General features: G+C 68.6%; 18 protein-coding genes. 8 read left to right on the top strand and 10 right to left on the bottom strand.

From position 1 onward, the window contains the following. Positions 1-71 precede the first annotated feature (71 nt). A complete protein-coding gene (locus BJF79_RS31765) occupies positions 72-704 on the top strand; it encodes an SDR family NAD(P)-dependent oxidoreductase (protein WP_262402825.1) in 633 nt (210 codons plus the stop codon). Here BJF79_RS31765 and BJF79_RS31760 read toward each other — a convergent pair. The 3 genes from BJF79_RS31760 to BJF79_RS31750 all read right to left on the bottom strand — a co-directional run bounded on the left by BJF79_RS31760 (position 662) and on the right by BJF79_RS31750 (position 4036). Continuing rightward, entirely contained in the window at positions 662-1576 is a 915-nt protein-coding gene (locus BJF79_RS31760) for a TIGR03619 family F420-dependent LLM class oxidoreductase (protein WP_158079348.1), read from the bottom strand. The genes BJF79_RS31765 and BJF79_RS31760 overlap by 43 nt on opposite strands. Before the next feature lie 47 nt (positions 1577-1623). Beyond that, the gene (locus BJF79_RS31755) at positions 1624-3012 is read right to left on the bottom strand and encodes a CaiB/BaiF CoA transferase family protein (RefSeq protein WP_262402824.1); all 1389 of its coding nucleotides are present in this window, start codon (positions 3010-3012) and stop codon (positions 1624-1626) included. A gap of 283 nt (positions 3013-3295) precedes the next feature. Further along, positions 3296-4036: an enoyl-CoA hydratase/isomerase family protein gene (locus BJF79_RS31750; RefSeq protein ID WP_262402823.1), complete on the bottom strand. Its 741-nt coding sequence runs from the start codon at positions 4034-4036 to the stop codon at positions 3296-3298. Between the two features lie 164 nt (positions 4037-4200). Between BJF79_RS31750 and BJF79_RS62450 the strand changes: the two genes are divergently transcribed. The 7 genes from BJF79_RS62450 (at position 4201) to BJF79_RS62430 (ending at position 9131) form a co-directional block, all read left to right on the top strand. Beyond that, positions 4201-5256: an acyl-CoA dehydrogenase family protein gene (locus BJF79_RS62450; protein WP_410050165.1), complete on the top strand. Its 1056-nt coding sequence runs from the start codon at positions 4201-4203 to the stop codon at positions 5254-5256. After that, positions 5166-5447, top strand: a complete 282-nt coding sequence (locus tag BJF79_RS67500; RefSeq protein ID WP_410050164.1) for an acyl-CoA dehydrogenase family protein — start codon at positions 5166-5168, stop codon at positions 5445-5447. The genes BJF79_RS62450 and BJF79_RS67500 overlap by 91 nt, the downstream gene beginning before the upstream one ends. Continuing rightward, positions 5444-6463 (top strand): phosphotransferase family protein, encoded by a 1020-nt coding sequence (locus tag BJF79_RS31740; RefSeq protein WP_262402821.1) that lies wholly within the window; start codon positions 5444-5446, stop codon positions 6461-6463. The genes BJF79_RS67500 and BJF79_RS31740 overlap by 4 nt, the downstream gene beginning before the upstream one ends. Further along, positions 6460-6936 (top strand): enoyl-CoA hydratase/isomerase family protein, encoded by a 477-nt coding sequence (locus tag BJF79_RS62440; protein ID WP_262402820.1) that lies wholly within the window; start codon positions 6460-6462, stop codon positions 6934-6936. Before BJF79_RS31740 ends, BJF79_RS62440 begins: the two co-directional genes overlap by 4 nt. Positions 6937-6938: 2 nt before the next feature. Continuing rightward, positions 6939-7232: an enoyl-CoA hydratase-related protein gene (locus BJF79_RS62435; RefSeq protein WP_262402819.1), complete on the top strand. Its 294-nt coding sequence runs from the start codon at positions 6939-6941 to the stop codon at positions 7230-7232. Positions 7233-7643: 411 nt separating this feature from the next. Further along, the gene (locus tag BJF79_RS31730) at positions 7644-8036 is read left to right on the top strand and encodes a YccF domain-containing protein (protein WP_075903111.1); all 393 of its coding nucleotides are present in this window, start codon (positions 7644-7646) and stop codon (positions 8034-8036) included. Positions 8037-8123: 87 nt separating this feature from the next. Continuing rightward, positions 8124-9131, top strand: a complete 1008-nt coding sequence (locus tag BJF79_RS62430) for a hypothetical protein (protein ID WP_262402817.1) — start codon at positions 8124-8126, stop codon at positions 9129-9131. A gap of 192 nt (positions 9132-9323) precedes the next feature. Here BJF79_RS62430 and BJF79_RS31720 read toward each other — a convergent pair whose 3' ends face one another. The 7 genes from BJF79_RS31720 to BJF79_RS31690 all read right to left on the bottom strand — a co-directional run bounded on the left by BJF79_RS31720 (position 9324) and on the right by BJF79_RS31690 (position 15128). Beyond that, positions 9324-10220 (bottom strand): DUF6924 domain-containing protein, encoded by an 897-nt coding sequence (locus BJF79_RS31720; protein ID WP_262402816.1) that lies wholly within the window; start codon positions 10218-10220, stop codon positions 9324-9326. 232 nt (positions 10221-10452) lie between these two features. After that, on the bottom strand, positions 10453-10710 hold the full coding sequence (locus BJF79_RS31715) for a hypothetical protein (RefSeq protein ID WP_262402815.1): 258 nt from the start codon (positions 10708-10710) through the stop codon (positions 10453-10455). Positions 10711-10975: 265 nt separating this feature from the next. Then, on the bottom strand, positions 10976-12439 hold the full coding sequence (asnB, locus tag BJF79_RS31710) for an asparagine synthase (glutamine-hydrolyzing) (RefSeq protein ID WP_075902968.1): 1464 nt from the start codon (positions 12437-12439) through the stop codon (positions 10976-10978). A 241-nt stretch (positions 12440-12680) separates the two neighbouring features. Further along, positions 12681-13610 (bottom strand): M48 family metalloprotease, encoded by a 930-nt coding sequence (locus BJF79_RS31705; RefSeq protein WP_075902966.1) that lies wholly within the window; start codon positions 13608-13610, stop codon positions 12681-12683. Positions 13611-13614: 4 nt separating this feature from the next. After that, positions 13615-13998, bottom strand: a complete 384-nt coding sequence (locus tag BJF79_RS31700; RefSeq protein WP_075902964.1) for a BlaI/MecI/CopY family transcriptional regulator — start codon at positions 13996-13998, stop codon at positions 13615-13617. An 89-nt stretch (positions 13999-14087) separates the two neighbouring features. After that, the gene (locus BJF79_RS31695) at positions 14088-14669 is read right to left on the bottom strand and encodes a DUF4396 domain-containing protein (RefSeq protein WP_143220472.1); all 582 of its coding nucleotides are present in this window, start codon (positions 14667-14669) and stop codon (positions 14088-14090) included. Between the two features lie 153 nt (positions 14670-14822). Further along, positions 14823-15128, bottom strand: coding sequence for a metal-sensitive transcriptional regulator (locus tag BJF79_RS31690; protein WP_075902960.1), 306 nt, complete (start codon positions 15126-15128; stop codon positions 14823-14825). Positions 15129-15719 lie beyond the last annotated feature (591 nt).

Genomic DNA, 15719 nt, shown 5'->3' with positions numbered 1-15719 from the left:
GTGCGCACGCCGGTTCGCCGCCGAGGGCGCGAAAGTCGTCGTCACCGATATCGGTCCGGCGGGCGTGGAACGTGTCCGCGCGGAGCTCGACGCGGTCGGCCTCGCGGATGGACATCTCCGTGGAGAACAACGTGCGCGAGGTCGCCGCCCTCGCCCGCGACGCTTACGGCGAGATCGATCTGTGGTTCAGCAATGCGGGCAGGACCGGCCCCTCGCTGCCCGCCGACCTGGCGGACAACGCACTGTGGGAATCGCTATGGGGCGTGCATGTGATGAGTCATGTGTACGCGGTGCGCGAGGTGCTGCCCGCCATGCTGAGACGCGGTGACGGCTATCTCCTGCAGACCGCCTCCTTGATCGCGATGGCCACGGAGGCGGACAAGGCGGCTTACTCGGTGACCAAGCACGCGGCGCTCGCGCTCGCCGAATGGCTGGCGGTCAACTATCGCCGCAAGGGCAGCAAAGTATCGTGTTTCTGCCCCGGCCCCATGCTGACCTCGATGCTCAGGGCCGAGGATTACCCGGACGACCACCCCGTCATCCAGCGGGCGCGAACACCCGGGCAGGTGGCCGATCAACTCGTTCAGGCGATCGATCAGGAACACTTTCTCATTGTCGACTCGCCGGTCGGGCAGGAGTCATTGGGATCCAAGTCCACCGACTACGAGGCATGGATCGACCGGCTGGCCGTGCGCTTCGGCTGACGACCGGCGCCGGCCGCCGGGCTCGAACGTTCGGGCCCGGCGGCCGCGCGGCCACGCGCCTCAGGACGGGGCACGGCCGCGAGGTCGTCGAGGACGGGCAGGACGAGATCCCTCGGCCGGTCCTCCAGGCGTAGGTGCAGCCGCTGTATCCCGAGTTCCGCCGCACGTTCGAGTTCGCGGCCCATGTCGCCCCGGGAACCCGGGCCGAAGAAGCAGCAGATCTCCGGTGGCCGCTCGCGTCCCGCGTCCCGCCAGCGGACGCGGAGCTCGGCCAGTGACGAAGGGAGATCGTGGGCCGTTGCGCCGATCCCCGCCGGTAGCCATCCGTCCGCCCAGGTGACGATGCGTTCCAGATTGCGCTCGGTCGCCCGGCCGCCGAGCAGTACCGGCGGTCCGCCCGGACGGAGGGGCTTCGGCCACGCCCAAGAGCGCGACAGCCGGTGATGGCGTCCGTCGAACTCGGCGATCTCATCCGTCCACAGGGCGCGCATCAGGGCGACGGCTTCCTCGACCACGCCGAAGCGCCGGTCCGGGACGATCCCGTGGTCGATGATCTCTTGCTTGTTGTACCCGAAACCGAACCCCAGGATCACCCGGCCTTGCGCGAGATGGTCCAACGTCGCTATGGCCTTCGCCAGAGCGATGGCGTCGTGCTGGGCCGGCAGGGACACCGCGGTGCCGACTTCCAGGGAAGTCGTCGCGGCGATGAACGCGCACGCGATGTACGGATCGAGGGTGCGCTGATACTGCCGGGCGATCGGCCATCCCGGCACAAGGGCCGCGGAGACGACCGGCATATGGGTGTGCTCGGGCAGGCTGATCGCGCGCAAACCGCGAGCTTCGGCTTCGCGGGCGAGTTCGATGATCGGCATTGACAGGTCGGTCGCCGTCGGATGCACTCCGACCAGTGGAAATGGTTTCACCATGGGCCACAATCAGCGTTGTATGCCGCGGGGACTTCTCCGCGGACGTTCGGGGGTGCGCGCCGTGCGGAACGGCACGTACTCGGATTGCGGGGCGACGCGGCGGTCGCCCGGATTCGGGCGGCATGGGATCGTGCCGCCCGAATCCGCGACTCGCTCCGGAGAGCGCCGGTTCGATCAGGTGACCGTACCGGCTTCCTTGAGCGCGATGATCCGTTCCCAGTCCAGACCGAGTTCGAGGAGGACCTCCTCGGTGTCGGCGCGAACTCCGGGGCGGCTCCCGGTTCCGGGGCGGTGACGTCGAACTGCACCGGGTTGGCCGCCAGTTCCAGTTCGCCCGCACGGATCAAGTACTCGTTGGCGCGCACCTGAGCGTCGTCGCCGACCTGCAGGGTGTCCTGGACGGGCGCCCACGGTCCGGCGAGGGTCGCGAACTTCGCCGTCCATTCGGCGAGTGTGCGCGCACTGATGGCGTCCCGCAGGATCTCCACCGCGGCCTCGGTGTTCTCAGAGATCTTCGGCGCATCGGCGAACCGCGGGTCGTCCGCCAGTTCCGGACGGTCGATGTGCCGGCACACGTCGGCCCAGAACTTTCCCGGCTGGAGCATCGTGAAGGCGATGTGGCGGTCGTCGGCGGTCCGGTACATGCCCGACAGCGGGTTCGCGAGCGAGCCGTGCGAACCGAACGGCGGCGCGACCAGAGGTTCCCCGACATGCAGGGACAGCCCGATTCCGTGACCCATCGCCCAAACTCCGCTGGACAGGAGCGACACGTCCACGACGGACGATTCGCCGGTTTCCTTCCGTTTGAACAGCGCGGCCGCGATGCCGCCCGCCAGGTTCGTCCCCGAGACGGTGTCGCCGAACGCGGGCCCAGGCGGCGGGACCACGCCGGCATTGCCCGGCGGGGTGATGCTGGCCGAGACCGCCGCCCGGCACCAGAAGGCCGTCATGTCGTAGCCGCCCTTGTCGGCCTCCTGACCGCGCGGGCCCATCCCGCTGCCGCGCGCGTAGACGATCCGCGGGTTCACCGCCCTGACGTCGTCCACATCGATGCCGAATCTCCGCCTGTGCGGCGGCAGGAAGCTGGTCAGGAACACGTCGGCGTGTTCCGCCAGTTCGAGCAGCAGTTCCCGGCCCGCGGGAACCGAGATGTCGAGCCCGACACTGCGCTTGCCGCGATTCGCGTGGTCGACGTTCGGGTTCGGGAGGCCTTCGACCTTGATCGTGCCGATCTGCCGCAGACCCCGCTGCGGGTCGCCGCGGACCGCGTGCTCGATCTTGATCATCTCGGCGCCCCACTCGGCCAGCACCGCGCCGGCCGACGGGACGAACCCGTACATCGACACCTCGAGAACCCAAACCCCTTCGAGCGGCCCGGTCATCGGCGCCTCCTCTCTTCCACGGCCACGTCTGTCGCCGTGCAGCGGAACGTGCACGCCGCGCCGCCCTTTCGCAATCTGGCGCGGCGCGAGGTTCATGACGTGCGGTCGGCCCGCGGGTCGGCGCCGCCGAGGCCGCCGAACGGCTCGGCGAGACGCTTGCCGGCGATGGGCGGCGTGGAGCTCGCTCACCGCGCCCGCGTTCCACTGGATGCCGCGCGTGTTCGTGCCGATCTCCTCGCGCGTCTGGCAGAGCACGCCCTCGCCTCACCGGCGGACCTTGTCCTCACCGTGCATGGGAGCGACCCGTAGCGTTCGCGAACCCGCCGCGGGCGGAATCGGCGATCACGTGCAGGTGCCGGGCCGACTCGATCTCCACGTACTCGGCCATCGCGCTCGTCTCCGCCGACACCACGTTCGCCTTCATCATCCGCAACGGGAAGGAGTCGTGGGCGGCCAGCCGGTGGGCGATGGCCAGCACATCGGCGTGCAGCGCGTCCGGCTCGAAAACGCGGGTGACGAGGTCGTGGCGCAACGCCTCGCCGGCACCGATCTTCTCCGGGAAGAACAGCAGTTCGCGCGCCCGCGCACCGCCGACCAGGCGGCTCAGCGACCACACCAGCCCCATGTCTCCGGAGACGCCCACGCGCAGGAACGCCGTGTTGAAGCGGGCACCGGTCGACGCGAAGCGGAAGTCGCAGGCGCAGGCCCACCCCATCGCGGCGCCGGCGCATCCGCCGTGGACGGCCGCGATGGTGACCTGCGGCATCGTGTGCAGAAGCGTCGCGGCGTGGTAGACGGGCCCCAGCCGTTCGAGCGTTCCCGCATCCGAGTGCGGACCGTCCAGGTCGGCACCGACCGAGAAGTGGTCGCCCGCCCCGCGGAGCACCACCGCGCGGGCGTCGCTCGCGGCCACGTCCAGCAGCGTGCGATGCAGCTCTTCGCACAGTTCGATCGTGACGGCGTTGCGCCGCTCGGGCCGGTCGAGGGTCACGACGGTGACGGCATCCCGTCGTTCGGTGCTCACGATCATCGTTCGCCTCGGCAGGCGAGCGGCGGCGCGATCGTCCGCACCAGATTCAGAATTGCATTCTTTATCACAAGAAGCTTATTCTCACCTCACGAGAGGAGGAACAAGGGGGTGGGACTTCGAGACGGATCCCGAGTACCAGAGAAAGCTGAGCTGGGCCGATGAGTTCGTGCGGGAGGAGGTGGAGCCACTCGACCAGCTATGGGGCAACGAGACCTTCGTGCCGCGGGACGAGTCCAAGCGCAAGATCCTCGAGCCGCTCAAGGCGGAGGTCCGGCGCCCAGGGTCTGTGGGCGACGCATCTAGGCCCGGAGCTGGGCGGGCAGGGGTTCGGTCAGCTCAAGCTCGCACTGCTGAACGAGATTCTCGGTCGTTCGCCGTGGGCCTCGCACGTGTTCGGGTGCCAGGCACCGGACACCGGCAACGCGGAGATCATCGCGCACTACGGCACGGAGGAGCAGAAGGAGCGCTACCTGCGGCCGCTGCTGGAAGGCGAGATCTTCTCCAGCTACTCGATGACCGAGCCGCACGCCGGGGCCGACCCGACCCGGTTCACCTGCCGGGCCGTCAAGGACGGCGACGAGTGGGTCATCAACGGCCGGAAGTACTTCTCGTCCAACGCCAAGACGGCCTCCTTCCTCATCGTGATGGCGGTGACCGACACCGAGGTGAGCCGGTACGAGGGCATGTCGATGTTCCTGGTGCCCACCGACACACCCGGCATCGAGATCGAGCGCAACGTCGGCCTGTACGGCGAGCCGATGAACGAGGGCTTTCACGCCCTCATCCGCTACGACGACGTCCGCGTGCCCGCCGCGTCGCTGCTCGGCGGGGAGGGCCGGGCGTTCGCCGTGGCGCAAACCCGGCTCGGCGGCGGCCGCATCCACCACGCGATGCGCACCATCGGGCTCGCGCAGAAGGCCCTGGACATGATGTGCGAGCGCGCACTGTCCCGCGAGACCCAGGGCGGCCGCCTGGCGGACAAGCAGTTCGTCCAGGGCTACATCGCCGACTCCTACGCACAGCTGGTCCAGTTCCGGCTGTTCGTGCTCTACACCGCGTGGAGATCGACAAGTACGACGACTACAAGAAGGTCCGCAAGGACATCGCCACGGCCAAGGTCGTCATGCCGACCGTGCTGCACGACATCGCCTGGCGGGCCATGCAGGTCCACGGCGCGCTCGGCACCACGAACGAGATGCCGTTCTTCCAGATGATCCACGGGGCGGGCGTGATGGGTCTCGCGGACGGTCCGACCGAGGTGCACAAGGTCACCGTCGCCAAGCAGGTGCTGCGCGACCACCGGCCCAGCGACGACGTGTGGCCGACCGAATGGATCCCGCGGAAGATCGAGGCGGCCAGGGAGAAGTTCGCCGACCACATCGAACACGAGGTGGGGAACCTGTGATCGATTTTCAACGGCTCGCCCGCTGGATGGACGACACCGGGCTGCCCGGCAAGGGTGCCCCGATCGAGCACCGCTTCCTGTCCGGCGGAACCCAGAACGAGATCTACGAGATCGTCCGCGGCGACGAACGCTGCGTCATCCGCATCCCCCCGCCGGAGGCGCCCGCCGACCGAGACGAGGGCATCCTGCGCGAGTGGCGCATCATCGAGGCGCTCGACGGAACGGACGTCCCGCACACCGAGGCCGTCGCCGTCTGCCCGGACGCCTCGGTGCTCGGCCGTCCGTTCTACCTCATGGGGTTCGTCGAAGGCTGGTCCCCGATGGGACGCACGACCTGGCCCGCCCCCTTCGACACCGACCTTCGAGCGCGGGCGGGACTCGGCCATCAGCTCGCCGAAGGCATCGCGCTCCTGTCGAAAGTGGACTGGCGGGCCAGGGGGCTGCACGACCTCGGCCGTCCAGACGGATTCCACGACCGCCAGGTCGACCGCTGGACACGCTTCCTGAACCGGATCAAGGGCCGCGAACTCCCCGGCTTCGACGAGGCCGCCGCCTGGCTGCGCGCGCGCCGCCCCCTCGACTACATTCCCGGCATCATGCACGGCGACTACCAGTTCGCCAACGTCATGTACCGGGACGGCGCGCCCGCGCGGCTGGCCGCGCTCGTCGACTGGGAGATGGGCACCGTCGGCGACCCCAAGCTCGACCTGGCCTGGATGATCCAGAGCTGGCCCGACGACACCGACGCCCCCGAGGCGTCCGAGGCCGGCTACGTCGACCTGCGCGGAATGCCCTCCCGCGACCGGCTCCTGGCGCACTACGCCGAGGTGTCGGGACGGCAGGTCGACGACATCGACTACTACATCGTCCTCGCCAGATGGAAACTCGCCGTCGTGCTCGAACAGGGCTACCAGCGCGCCGGCGACGACGAGACCCTGCAGGCGTTCGGCCCGATCGTGCTGGACCTGATGAAGGGCGCCGCCGAACTGGCCGAAACGAGCGGATACAGGTCATGACAGAAGAACTGGTCGAACAACAACACGGCACGGTGCTGGTCCTGCGGCTGAACCGCCCGGAGGCCCGCAACGCCCTCAACGCCGCGCTGGTCGACGGGCTGGGCCGCGCGGTGACCGACGCCGAGAACGACCCGCGGATCAGGGCCGTGGTGCTGACCGCCACCGGCGACCGCGTGTTCTGCGCCGGGATGGACCTGCGGGAGTTCGCCGACGGCGGCGCCGGTCACGCCTCGGACGAGGGCATGGCGGGCTTCGCCCGGCTCTCGAAGGGCGAGCTGACCGTGCCGGTGATCGGCGCCGCGAGTGGCACCGCGGTCGGCGGCGGCTTCGAACTGCTGCTCGGCTGCGACCTCATCGTGGCGTCCGAAAACGCCCGGTTCGGACTCCCGGAGGTCAAACGCGGCCTGTACCCGCCCAACGCCAGCCTCGACCTCGGCACCCGCACATCCCCCTCGCGATCGCACTCGAAATGACGATGACCGGCGACCCCGTCGACGCCCGCCGCGCCTACGAACTCGGCCTCGTCAACGCCGTCGTCCCACCGGACAAAGTCCTGGACACCGCCATGGACCTCGCGGGCCGGATCGCCGGGAACGCCCCGCTGGCGCTGGCGGCGATCAAGGAACTGGTCCGGCTCGGTGCCACCGACGCCGCCCGGGCCGCCGACCGCAACAAGAAGTTGCAGGCCCTGGTCTTCTCCAGCGAAGACGCCAAGGAAGGCGCGGCAGCGTTCATGGAAAAGCGCGCCCCGGACTGGAAGGGAAAGTAAAGCCACCGATGGCTGATCCGGTGTGAACCGGGTGAGCCGGCGCCCGCCCCCGACATGCCGGGCGACTCACACGGGTGGCGGCGGCCGAAGCCCCGCCGCTACCCGTCCGAGGAGCCGGCAGAGCTCGCGTTCGCGAGTGGCCGTAGCGGACGTGGAGCTGGTCTCCCAGCTAGGTCGGGAACGCCGGTGCGTCCCCCAGGCGCAACGCCGTCGAGTAACGGCCGTTCAGGAGCGGCGCGGCCCGGTAGAGCAGCCAGAACCGACGACATTGTCGACCAGAACAACGAGTGCTTTCTACGGTTATGCCGCCCCGCCCACGCCGATTCCCGAGCCGTTCAATGCCCGATACCACCGGGCCGGCCCCTCACGTCGAGACACACCTGTGTGCGTCAAGTTCGCTACGGTATGTCGATGCGCACCCTACTCAATGTCATCTGGCTGGTGCTGGCCGGAATCTGGATGGCCGCCTCTTACGTCATCGCTGGCATCATCTGCTGCATCCTGATCATCACGATCCCCTTCGGCATCGCGTCGTTCCGGATCGCCAACTACGCGCTCTGGCCGTTCGGCAGGACGCTGGTCCGGCGCACGGACGCGGGCGTAGCGTCGACCATCGGCAACATCATCTGGGTGATCTTCGCCGGATGGTGGCTGGCACTGGGGCACATCTTCACCGGCATCGCGCTGTGCATCACGATCATCGGCATCCCGCTGGGCATCGCGAACTTCAAGCTGATCCCCGTCTCGCTGACACCGCTGGGCCGTGAGGTCGTGGCGACGAACGACCCGCGGAGCTTCGCTTAATCCGTAGGCTGTGGGTACGAGTCCCAGCCCGGTGTTCGCTCGCCGGTTGAGACTCGTCCTCCAGCCGCATTCCCAGCCCCCTCTCCGATGTTCAGCACGCCCTCCGTGGTGTCACTTTGCTTCGTCGCCGCCGTCTTCGGGATGTCCGCCAAAAGCGTCATGATCTACCTCGCCTGCCCGAACAACCGAAGCGGAGCTGACGTGCGCTATCTGACCCCACGGTTCGCCATCACGGCCCTGCGCCGCGGTAGACAAATCGAGCAGTTCCTCGGGGGCATCCGGACAGAGGAACGCCAGGGCATCCGCTGGATCTCCCTGAGCCCCGGCCACAAAGGGATCGGTGTCTACCTGCACGAGGTCGAAGACATCGGCACCGCCACCTTCTGGGACCTTACCGAGTTCCCTCCCCTGGACCCTGATGATGAGACCTGGGGCCTGGTCACCGTGGTCACGGCCCCGGAGCAAGCCATCGAAGTCGCCGAACGCGAACTCGGCGCCGACCCCGCCAAGTGGACGAACCATGGCCTTGCGTGTGACGAGTACGGCGAATACCGGGCAACCCTCCACAACAACGGCGAGTCGCAACCCGGCCTCGGCCACGGCGATCAGAACGAGTCCGCGACCGGGATGTCCTTCACTTGGATCCTGTCGGGACACGGATGGGTCACCTGCACCATTGCCGACGCCACGGCGCAGGCAAAAGCCATCGCGTCCTATATAGCCGCCGCGCCGGAAGAGTTACTGACCGCCGTCGCCCGGCTGATCGCCGGTGAGAAGCAGACGCGAGCCCAGTTCGAGGCGGAGCCGAACGGCTACAGATGGATCTTCCATCGTGAGGACGACGAGGTACGGCTCCAACTCCTCCACCTCGCCGACAGCGGAGAGCCCGACGAGGCCGGTGTGGAGATCTGGTCCAGTCGGCAGACCATCGACGCCCTGGCCCGATCGATCATCCGAGGCTTCGACGAGACCATGACCAGGTACGGCGAGAGCGCATACCAGGCCCGTTGGGGATCCCCCTTCCCCCACACCGAACTCCAGGCGCTGCGTAACACCTGGCGGCGACACCGGTCCGCCGAAGAGCGGAACCCGTGATAGCTCGGCGCCACCTCGCTGGGGACGGCAGACCGCCGCACTCGGTGACCGGCTCGACCTCGGAGCCCCCGCATGACCGCGGCCCCGCACAACACCGCGAAAGCTCGCACAGCCTCTCGGCGTAACGATCGCCCCGGTGTCCAAGTGCGGTCGGGCTGCAGCGCACCGTGTGCTGGGAAAACGGCCCCTGTTTCAGGAGTCCTCCCACCATGGCCGGGTGTCCTTGTGGGCGACGAACTCGCGGAAGTCCATGTTGGCGATCTCCAGGTTGCAGGCCATCGATCCGACCATGCGGAAGGGAAGCACGGCCGCCTGCCCCGGCGTGTCGTACAGGTCCACGACGGTCAGCGGCCGTTCGGCCTCGGTGAAGGTTCTGCTGTCGGCGAGCGCGACCAGCGTGGTGTGCTTCTCGGGAGGGACCAGTGCGGGGACCTGGCCCGGCTGCAGGTCTTCGAAGGCCCGGTCGTCGACGGCCCGGGCGTCCAGCGGGTAGTGCTCCACATCGATCTCATCCGGGTCCAATCCACCAGCCGCGTCCAACTCGGCGAGCAGGGCCTGCCAGGCTTCCTCATCGTCGAAGGAGGTACGGACGAGCAGAGGAGCAACCGTGGAGGGCAATGCCGGGAAGGTCCGGCGCGGAAGCCGCACCGGCGCCGGGAAGGCCGGTCGGCCCCCATCGCCCTGATACATCCCGTCCACATCCATGTCCTGCACCAGATGGTCGAAGGTGAGTTCGCCGCCCAGCACCGCGGCCAGGATCTCGCCGAGACGGGCCGACGGGACCCGGACACCGCGGCCGGGTATCACCGCCAGATCCACGAGCAGCGGGCCGCCACCGCCGTACGCCACCGAACTGTCCACCAACACGACGACCGACGCTGCCGACCCACCAGCCGGGACGAGCGCCGGCACATTCCCGCCGTGCATGAAGTCCCATCCGGTGTTCTCGACCAAACGGATCCGCACCTCGCTGCCCTCGATGACGAACCCATCGCCGTCGCGGCGCGCCCCGATCTCGTCGAGCAGGCCGCCCCGCAGCGCCTTGCCGTCCCTATAGCAGGTGCAGACCAGCAGCACCTCGCCGTCCACCGGCGTGGGAAGTGCAGGAAAGAACATGACTCGCCTCCGAAGTCCGCGGCCGACTCGTGGTGCCGGTCAATTGGCCATGGTGACCGTCGGGTCGGACATCTTGAAGGCGACGGATCCGGCAGGCAAGGGAGTGCCCCGCGTTCGCATGCGATCGGTCGGCATGGTCCTGACCCGGTCGGCTGGCCACCTGCGAGATCCTTCCGCACCTGAAGTTACGACTTGCTTCGGCCGGTCACCGGGAGCCGCGGTTGTACACGATCGCCGCAGAGCCCCACAGAGTGCCGATCGCCACGCCGCCGGTGGCGGCGAACAGGTCCAGGAAGCCCACCTTCAAGGTGGTCAGGGCCAGGACCGTCATGAGGTAGAGGCCGGTGATGACCGCCAGAATGAGGTGGCAGGTGCTCTTGTTCATATGATCAATGATCAGAGGGGAGCTTCGGAAGCGCCATCCACCGATCAGATGACCCGTGGGGATGCGGGCGGTGTCCATTGGCGAGATGCTCGCTTCTCCCCGGGCGTGGTCTGCTGCCCCAACGATGATGGGTTGGCGCAGGAAGCCCTGGAAGGTGCCCGGCGCATTGGCGACCGGCAGGGGCCGCCGCCTTCCAGGGGCGGTTCTTGTCGTGGGCGGTCCCCTTGCGAAACCGCCCGGTGCGCATGTTCCTCCTGCACGGTTGTGACCGGACGGCGTTAGGGTCTTCACCGATCGCGACCCGCCGCGCTCGAGGGCGACGGCCGGGCGCGTCACCGGTACGTCACGCCACCTTGATGTTCGGGGAGTAGATGTCCAGCCAGACGGCCATGTCCAGCGCGCGTTCCATGCCGCGGGAGCCCTCGGTGATCTGGGGTGAGTCCGCCGTGGCGGAAGCGCGCAGTACGTCCTTGTCGATCAGTTCGAAGACCGGGTGCGACGGGTCGGCCAGCAGGTCTTTGCACTGCACCTGGAGCGCCTGCGCGTAACGCGGGTCCTGGGTGGACGGGTAGAGCGACTTGACGCGCTCGGCGACCGAGGTGGGCAGCAGGTCCAGGGACGCGCCGCGCAGCAGCGACTTCTCCTTGCCGTCGTAGGTCTTCTGCTCCCACGGCGCGTTGTACACGTACTCCACCAGGCGGTGGTCACAGAACGGCACCCGGACCTCCAGGCCGACCGCTATGGACATGTAGGTCGACAGGTCCATCGCGTCGAGTACCGGCTGCCGCAGGATCGGCTTGCTGTCTCCGGCGGTCATGATGTACTGCACCAGCCACGGGAACGTGGGCAGCTCGTGGACCAGCGGGTCGAAGAACCACTTGTAGCCGCCGAAGACCTCGTCGGCGGACTCGCCGGACAACGCGACCGTGGAGTGCTGGCGGATCGACTTGAACAGCAGGTAGAGCGAGGTGTCGATGTCGCCGTAGCCCGCGGGCAGTTCGCGGGCGCGGACCACCGCGGCGCGCAGGCCCGGGTCGGCGAGGTCGGCGGACGACACGACGATGTCGCGGTGCTCGGTCTTCGACTTCTCCACCACGTCGTGGACGAACGGCGCGTCCGGCGTCTCGCGGATCTCGTCGGGGACGAAGTTCTGGGTGCGGCCGACGAAGTCGACCGCGAAGCTGCGCACCGTCTCGCCCGCCCGTTCGAGCTGCCGGGCTGCGATCGCGGTCATCGCGGACGAGTCCAGGCCGCCGGACAGCAGAGTGCAGCGCGGCACGTCGGCCACGAGCTGGCGGCGCACGATGTCGTCGAGCAGCTCGCGGACGTGTGCGACGGTGTCCTCCCGGGAGTCGTGGTGCTCCCGGGTCCGCAGGCTCCAGTAGACGGTTTCGCGCACGCCGCCGGCGTCCACCGTGACGACCGTGCCCGGCCGCACCTCGCGCATGCCTTCCCAGAAGGCGCTGCCCGGGGGCTTGATGAACGCGAGCAGCTCGCGCAGCCCCTCCAGGGTGACCGTCCGCTCCACCATCGGGTTGGCGAGGATGGCCTTCGGCTCCGAGCCGAAGAGCACGCCGTCCTCGGTCGGGTAGTAGTAGAACGGCTTGATGCCCATCCGGTCCCGGATCATCACCAGTTTGCGTTCGCGGGAGTCCCAGATGGCGAACGCGTACATGCCGTTGAGACGCTCGGCGACGGCCGCGCCCCACTCCAGGTATCCGCGCAGCACGACCTCGGTGTCGGAGTCGGTCTCGAACCGGTGCCCGCGCCGGCGAGAGCCGCGAGGACGAGGCGAGACCTCGGCCACCGCCGTCTTGCCTTCGGCGAGCGCGATGGCAACGGCCTGATCCGCTGAATGTCCACGTTGATCAGATCTAACACCAATCCGGCATTGGCCATGACCGGCGGTCTCCGGACGTCCGGCGAGCCGACGCACGATCGCCTCACGGCCCACGTGCCGGTGGGGTCCCGCCGTGGATGTCGAACGCCTGCTACGGCGCACTGACCCGCCGCACGAACGTCCGGACCCGCACCACCGCGACCCTCGGTCAGCAGGGGAGGATGAGCTGCCCCACGGCCGCGGCCGCCGTGAACAGGGGCACGATGGTCGCGCAGACCGAAAGTGCCCACGCCAAGGGGCGTCCCGCCCGGCCAGGACGGTGCGTCTGCCCCTCCAGCCGGGCCAGCCGCTTCGTCAGCGTTCCGCCGTTCGGGCCGGAGGCGGCGAGCGCGCCCGCGAACTCCGGTGCGCCGCCGACCTGGCGCAGGGCGTTGGCGAGCGTCCGGCGTCCCGCCGTATGTGCGGCTGCGTCGTCGGCGGCCATCTCGAGCAGGAGCGGCACGCGCGACTCGGCTCGTCGAACGGTCGGCGACCACGGCAGCAGCGCGTGGGCGGCGTCGAGCAGGAGCAGAACTAGGTGGTGGCGCCGGCGCAGATGTGCCCGTTCGTGCTCGAGCACGGCCGACAACTGGCGCGTGGTGAGCCTGCGTTGAGCACCGGTCGACAGGACGATAGGCCGTCCACGGGACGGCAGGCAGTACGCGACCGGTATCGGGTGGTCCAGAAGGAGAACGTCTGCGTGGCGTTCGTCTTCGTGCGCCACCATGTGGAGCATCTCGCGGTGGTCGCGTCGTCGCCGCAGCGTTTCCCGAAGACGAGGGACCGTGCGCATCAGCCGGAATCCGCACAGGTAGAGCAGCGGCACGCTCATAACACCGGCCAGAACCGTGGCCGCCGTCCGGTGATGCGGCAGGCAGCCGTGCAGCCATTCGACGAATCCGTGTCCCGGAGTCGGCGGCCACAGCAGGGCGATCATCACCGCCCCGGTGGCTGCGACGAAGGTTCCGGCCACAGCGCCCAGCCAACCGACGATCGCGGTGCCCGGGTCGCTCCCCGAAGAGAGCCGGTCCAAGACGGAACCGGGTCCCCAGCCGAGGAGGAGCGCGGTGGCGAGCAGGGCACCGAGGAGGACCGGCATCAGGTCAGGAGCCGGGCTCGCCGGCCGCGCGGCGGCGCAGCACCTCCAGGAGGCGCCGCGCGTCCTCGGGCGGCACGCCTTCGGCGAAGCGGGTCAGGACGGCGCCGTGGTCGGACGTCGTCCCGGTCAGGGCGTCGATCATCACCTCGGCCACGTAGTCCTCCCGTGTGCGCGTCGGGCCGTAGCGGAACGCTTGGCCGTCCGGGATCTTCGCCAGCATGTTCTTGCGCGCGAGCCGCTCCGCCACCGTCTGGACGGTGTTGTAGGCGAGCGGCCTCCGCTGGTTCTCATTCAGCCTCGTCAGCAGTTCCCGGACGCGCAGGGGCTCCGGTTCGGCCCACAGGACGTCCATGATGGCGCGCTCGAGCGAGCCGCCGAGTCCCTCCACACGATCACCTCGATCTCGCTGCCATTCTGCCGAATGAGCGAGGAGGAGAGCGGCCGATGCGTCGGGCCCGAACCCGCCGGTTCGCACGTTCAGTGGTGGTACCGGTGCACCACGGCGTGTCCCTTGCCGCGGCCGATCATCCAGCGGTTGATGGGCGTCGTGAGCACGAACGCCACGAGGAAGGCGAACGCCAGCGCACCCCAGAAGAGAGGGCTGGCCAACCCGGCGTGCATCGCCCCCGGCACGACCAGCATGACCCCGTTGTCCAGGATTTCCATGATCGCGATCGAGACGGTGTCCGCGGCCAGCGCGACCTTGAACGCCGCGCGCAGCGTGAGCCCGGCTTTGAGGACGCCGCGCATGGTGAGCGCGTAGCCGAAGAAGAACGCGAGCGCCACGGCCAGGGTGATCGTGGGGAGATTCGGCCAGCCGAGCGCCGTTCCGATCACCATGCCGAGCACCTCGCCGATCGCGCAGCCCGTCAGGCAGTGCAGGGTCGCCTGCGCGGCCATGCCCCAGGACACCGTCCCACCGTGACCGTGCCCTGCGCCTCCGCCGTGCTCGGCATGGTGATCGTGCTCCATGTGGTGATCTCCCGCATGGCCGTGCTGCCCGGTCTCGCCTGGGCGCCCGACCTCGGACGGCGGAAAATGCTGGTCGTGCGTGCTCATGGAGTACTCCGTCCAAATCTGACCCGGGGAGCTCCGAGCCCCCGGACCGTTCCGTGCAAGGGGAACCTACACGTCGTAGGAGACACTCCGGCAGGGCGCACCATCGAACGGTTGATCTTCTCGACGAGCGCGGAGAAGCGCCGGCGATGCGAGCTATCCCCTACGCATGAGCCGACCGACGGCCGCCATCATCTCCGTCCTGACCTCGTCTTCACGCCCTTCGTTCCGTCCGTGGCTCATGCAGTGCCCGACGTGGTCGTCCAGGAGTCCGAGCGCGACCTTGTCCAGCGCCGCCTGGATCGCGGAAATCTGGGTGAGGACGTCGATGCAGTAGCGGTCTTCCTCCACCATCGACTGGACCCCCCTCACCTGCCCTTCGATTCGGCGCAGGCGGGCCTGAAGTTGCTCCTTGGTCGCCGTGTACCCGCGAGTCGGCGCGGGCGCCTTCGGTGTCGTCATGCACCCATCGTACAGATACCCCGTACGGGTATGCAGGCGTCTTCGTCGCGGTGATGCCGCACAGCGTCAGCGGACGCCTCCCAGAGTGCGGCGTGCGATGAGTGCGGCGGGCACGAGCAACCTGAAGGTCAGCGCCATGCTCGGCGAGGGTCCTGGATGCTCGGTGGCGACTCCTCGTTCGGTGACCGACCAGAGGGGTGCCGCGCTGGTGATGAACGCCAGACTGATGAGGGTGCCTCGGCCGTCAGCCGCGGCAGTGCTCCGACACCCTGGCTCGACAGCAGGTAGAGGATCGGTATCGGTCCCGCCGCGAATCCGCCATGGGCGGCTGCGCCCCGAGCACGGCGGTCAAAGCGTCGTTGACGGCGTGAGAGTCGAGGCTCTCTCGTGCACGCACTCCGGATGGGCGTCGCGCAGGCGCCTGCGGGCCGCCCGACCAACACGATGAGGATCATTTCCGGCGATCCGGGGGTTGCGGTTTGATCTATACCCCCCTAGGGTATGCCCCATTCCACAGATACCCCCTAGGGGTAAGAAGGAGTGATCATGTCTGCTCGTTCCGCCCCGCCCGCGAACCGCCGCTGGTGGGCA

It is taken from the genome of Actinomadura sp. CNU-125 (assembly GCF_001942465.1).
GTDB lineage: Bacteria > Actinomycetota > Actinomycetes > Streptosporangiales > Streptosporangiaceae > Spirillospora.
The sequence above is the reverse complement of the archived record's forward strand: the minus strand, read 5'-3'. Positions and strand labels throughout refer to the sequence as shown.

Excerpts from the sequence above, each read along its gene's own strand:
- BJF79_RS31760 (WP_158079348.1), bottom strand. The coding sequence starts at position 1,576 with ATGCCGATCATCGAACTCGCCCGCGAAGCCGAAGCTCGCGGTTTGCGC.
- BJF79_RS31705 (WP_075902966.1), bottom strand. The coding sequence starts at position 13,610 with ATGCCGGTCCTCCTCGGTGCCCTGCTCGCCACCGCGCTCCTCCTCGGC.
- BJF79_RS31690 (WP_075902960.1), bottom strand. The coding sequence starts at position 15,128 with ATGACGACACCGAAGGCGCCCGCGCCGACTCGCGGGTACACGGCGACC.
- BJF79_RS62430 (WP_262402817.1), top strand. The coding sequence starts at position 8,124 with ATGTTCAGCACGCCCTCCGTGGTGTCACTTTGCTTCGTCGCCGCCGTC.
- BJF79_RS31755 (WP_262402824.1), bottom strand. The coding sequence starts at position 3,012 with ATGACCGGGCCGCTCGAAGGGGTTTGGGTTCTCGAGGTGTCGATGTAC.
- BJF79_RS62440 (WP_262402820.1), top strand. The coding sequence starts at position 6,460 with ATGACAGAAGAACTGGTCGAACAACAACACGGCACGGTGCTGGTCCTG.
- BJF79_RS31715 (WP_262402815.1), bottom strand. The coding sequence starts at position 10,710 with ATGGACACCGCCCGCATCCCCACGGGTCATCTGATCGGTGGATGGCGC.
- BJF79_RS62435 (WP_262402819.1), top strand. The coding sequence starts at position 6,939 with ATGACCGGCGACCCCGTCGACGCCCGCCGCGCCTACGAACTCGGCCTC.
- BJF79_RS31695 (WP_143220472.1), bottom strand. The coding sequence starts at position 14,669 with ATGAGCACGCACGACCAGCATTTTCCGCCGTCCGAGGTCGGGCGCCCA.
- BJF79_RS62450 (WP_410050165.1), top strand. The coding sequence starts at position 4,201 with ATGAGTTCGTGCGGGAGGAGGTGGAGCCACTCGACCAGCTATGGGGCA.
- BJF79_RS67500 (WP_410050164.1), top strand. The coding sequence starts at position 5,166 with ATGCCGACCGTGCTGCACGACATCGCCTGGCGGGCCATGCAGGTCCAC.
- BJF79_RS31730 (WP_075903111.1), top strand. The coding sequence starts at position 7,644 with ATGCGCACCCTACTCAATGTCATCTGGCTGGTGCTGGCCGGAATCTGG.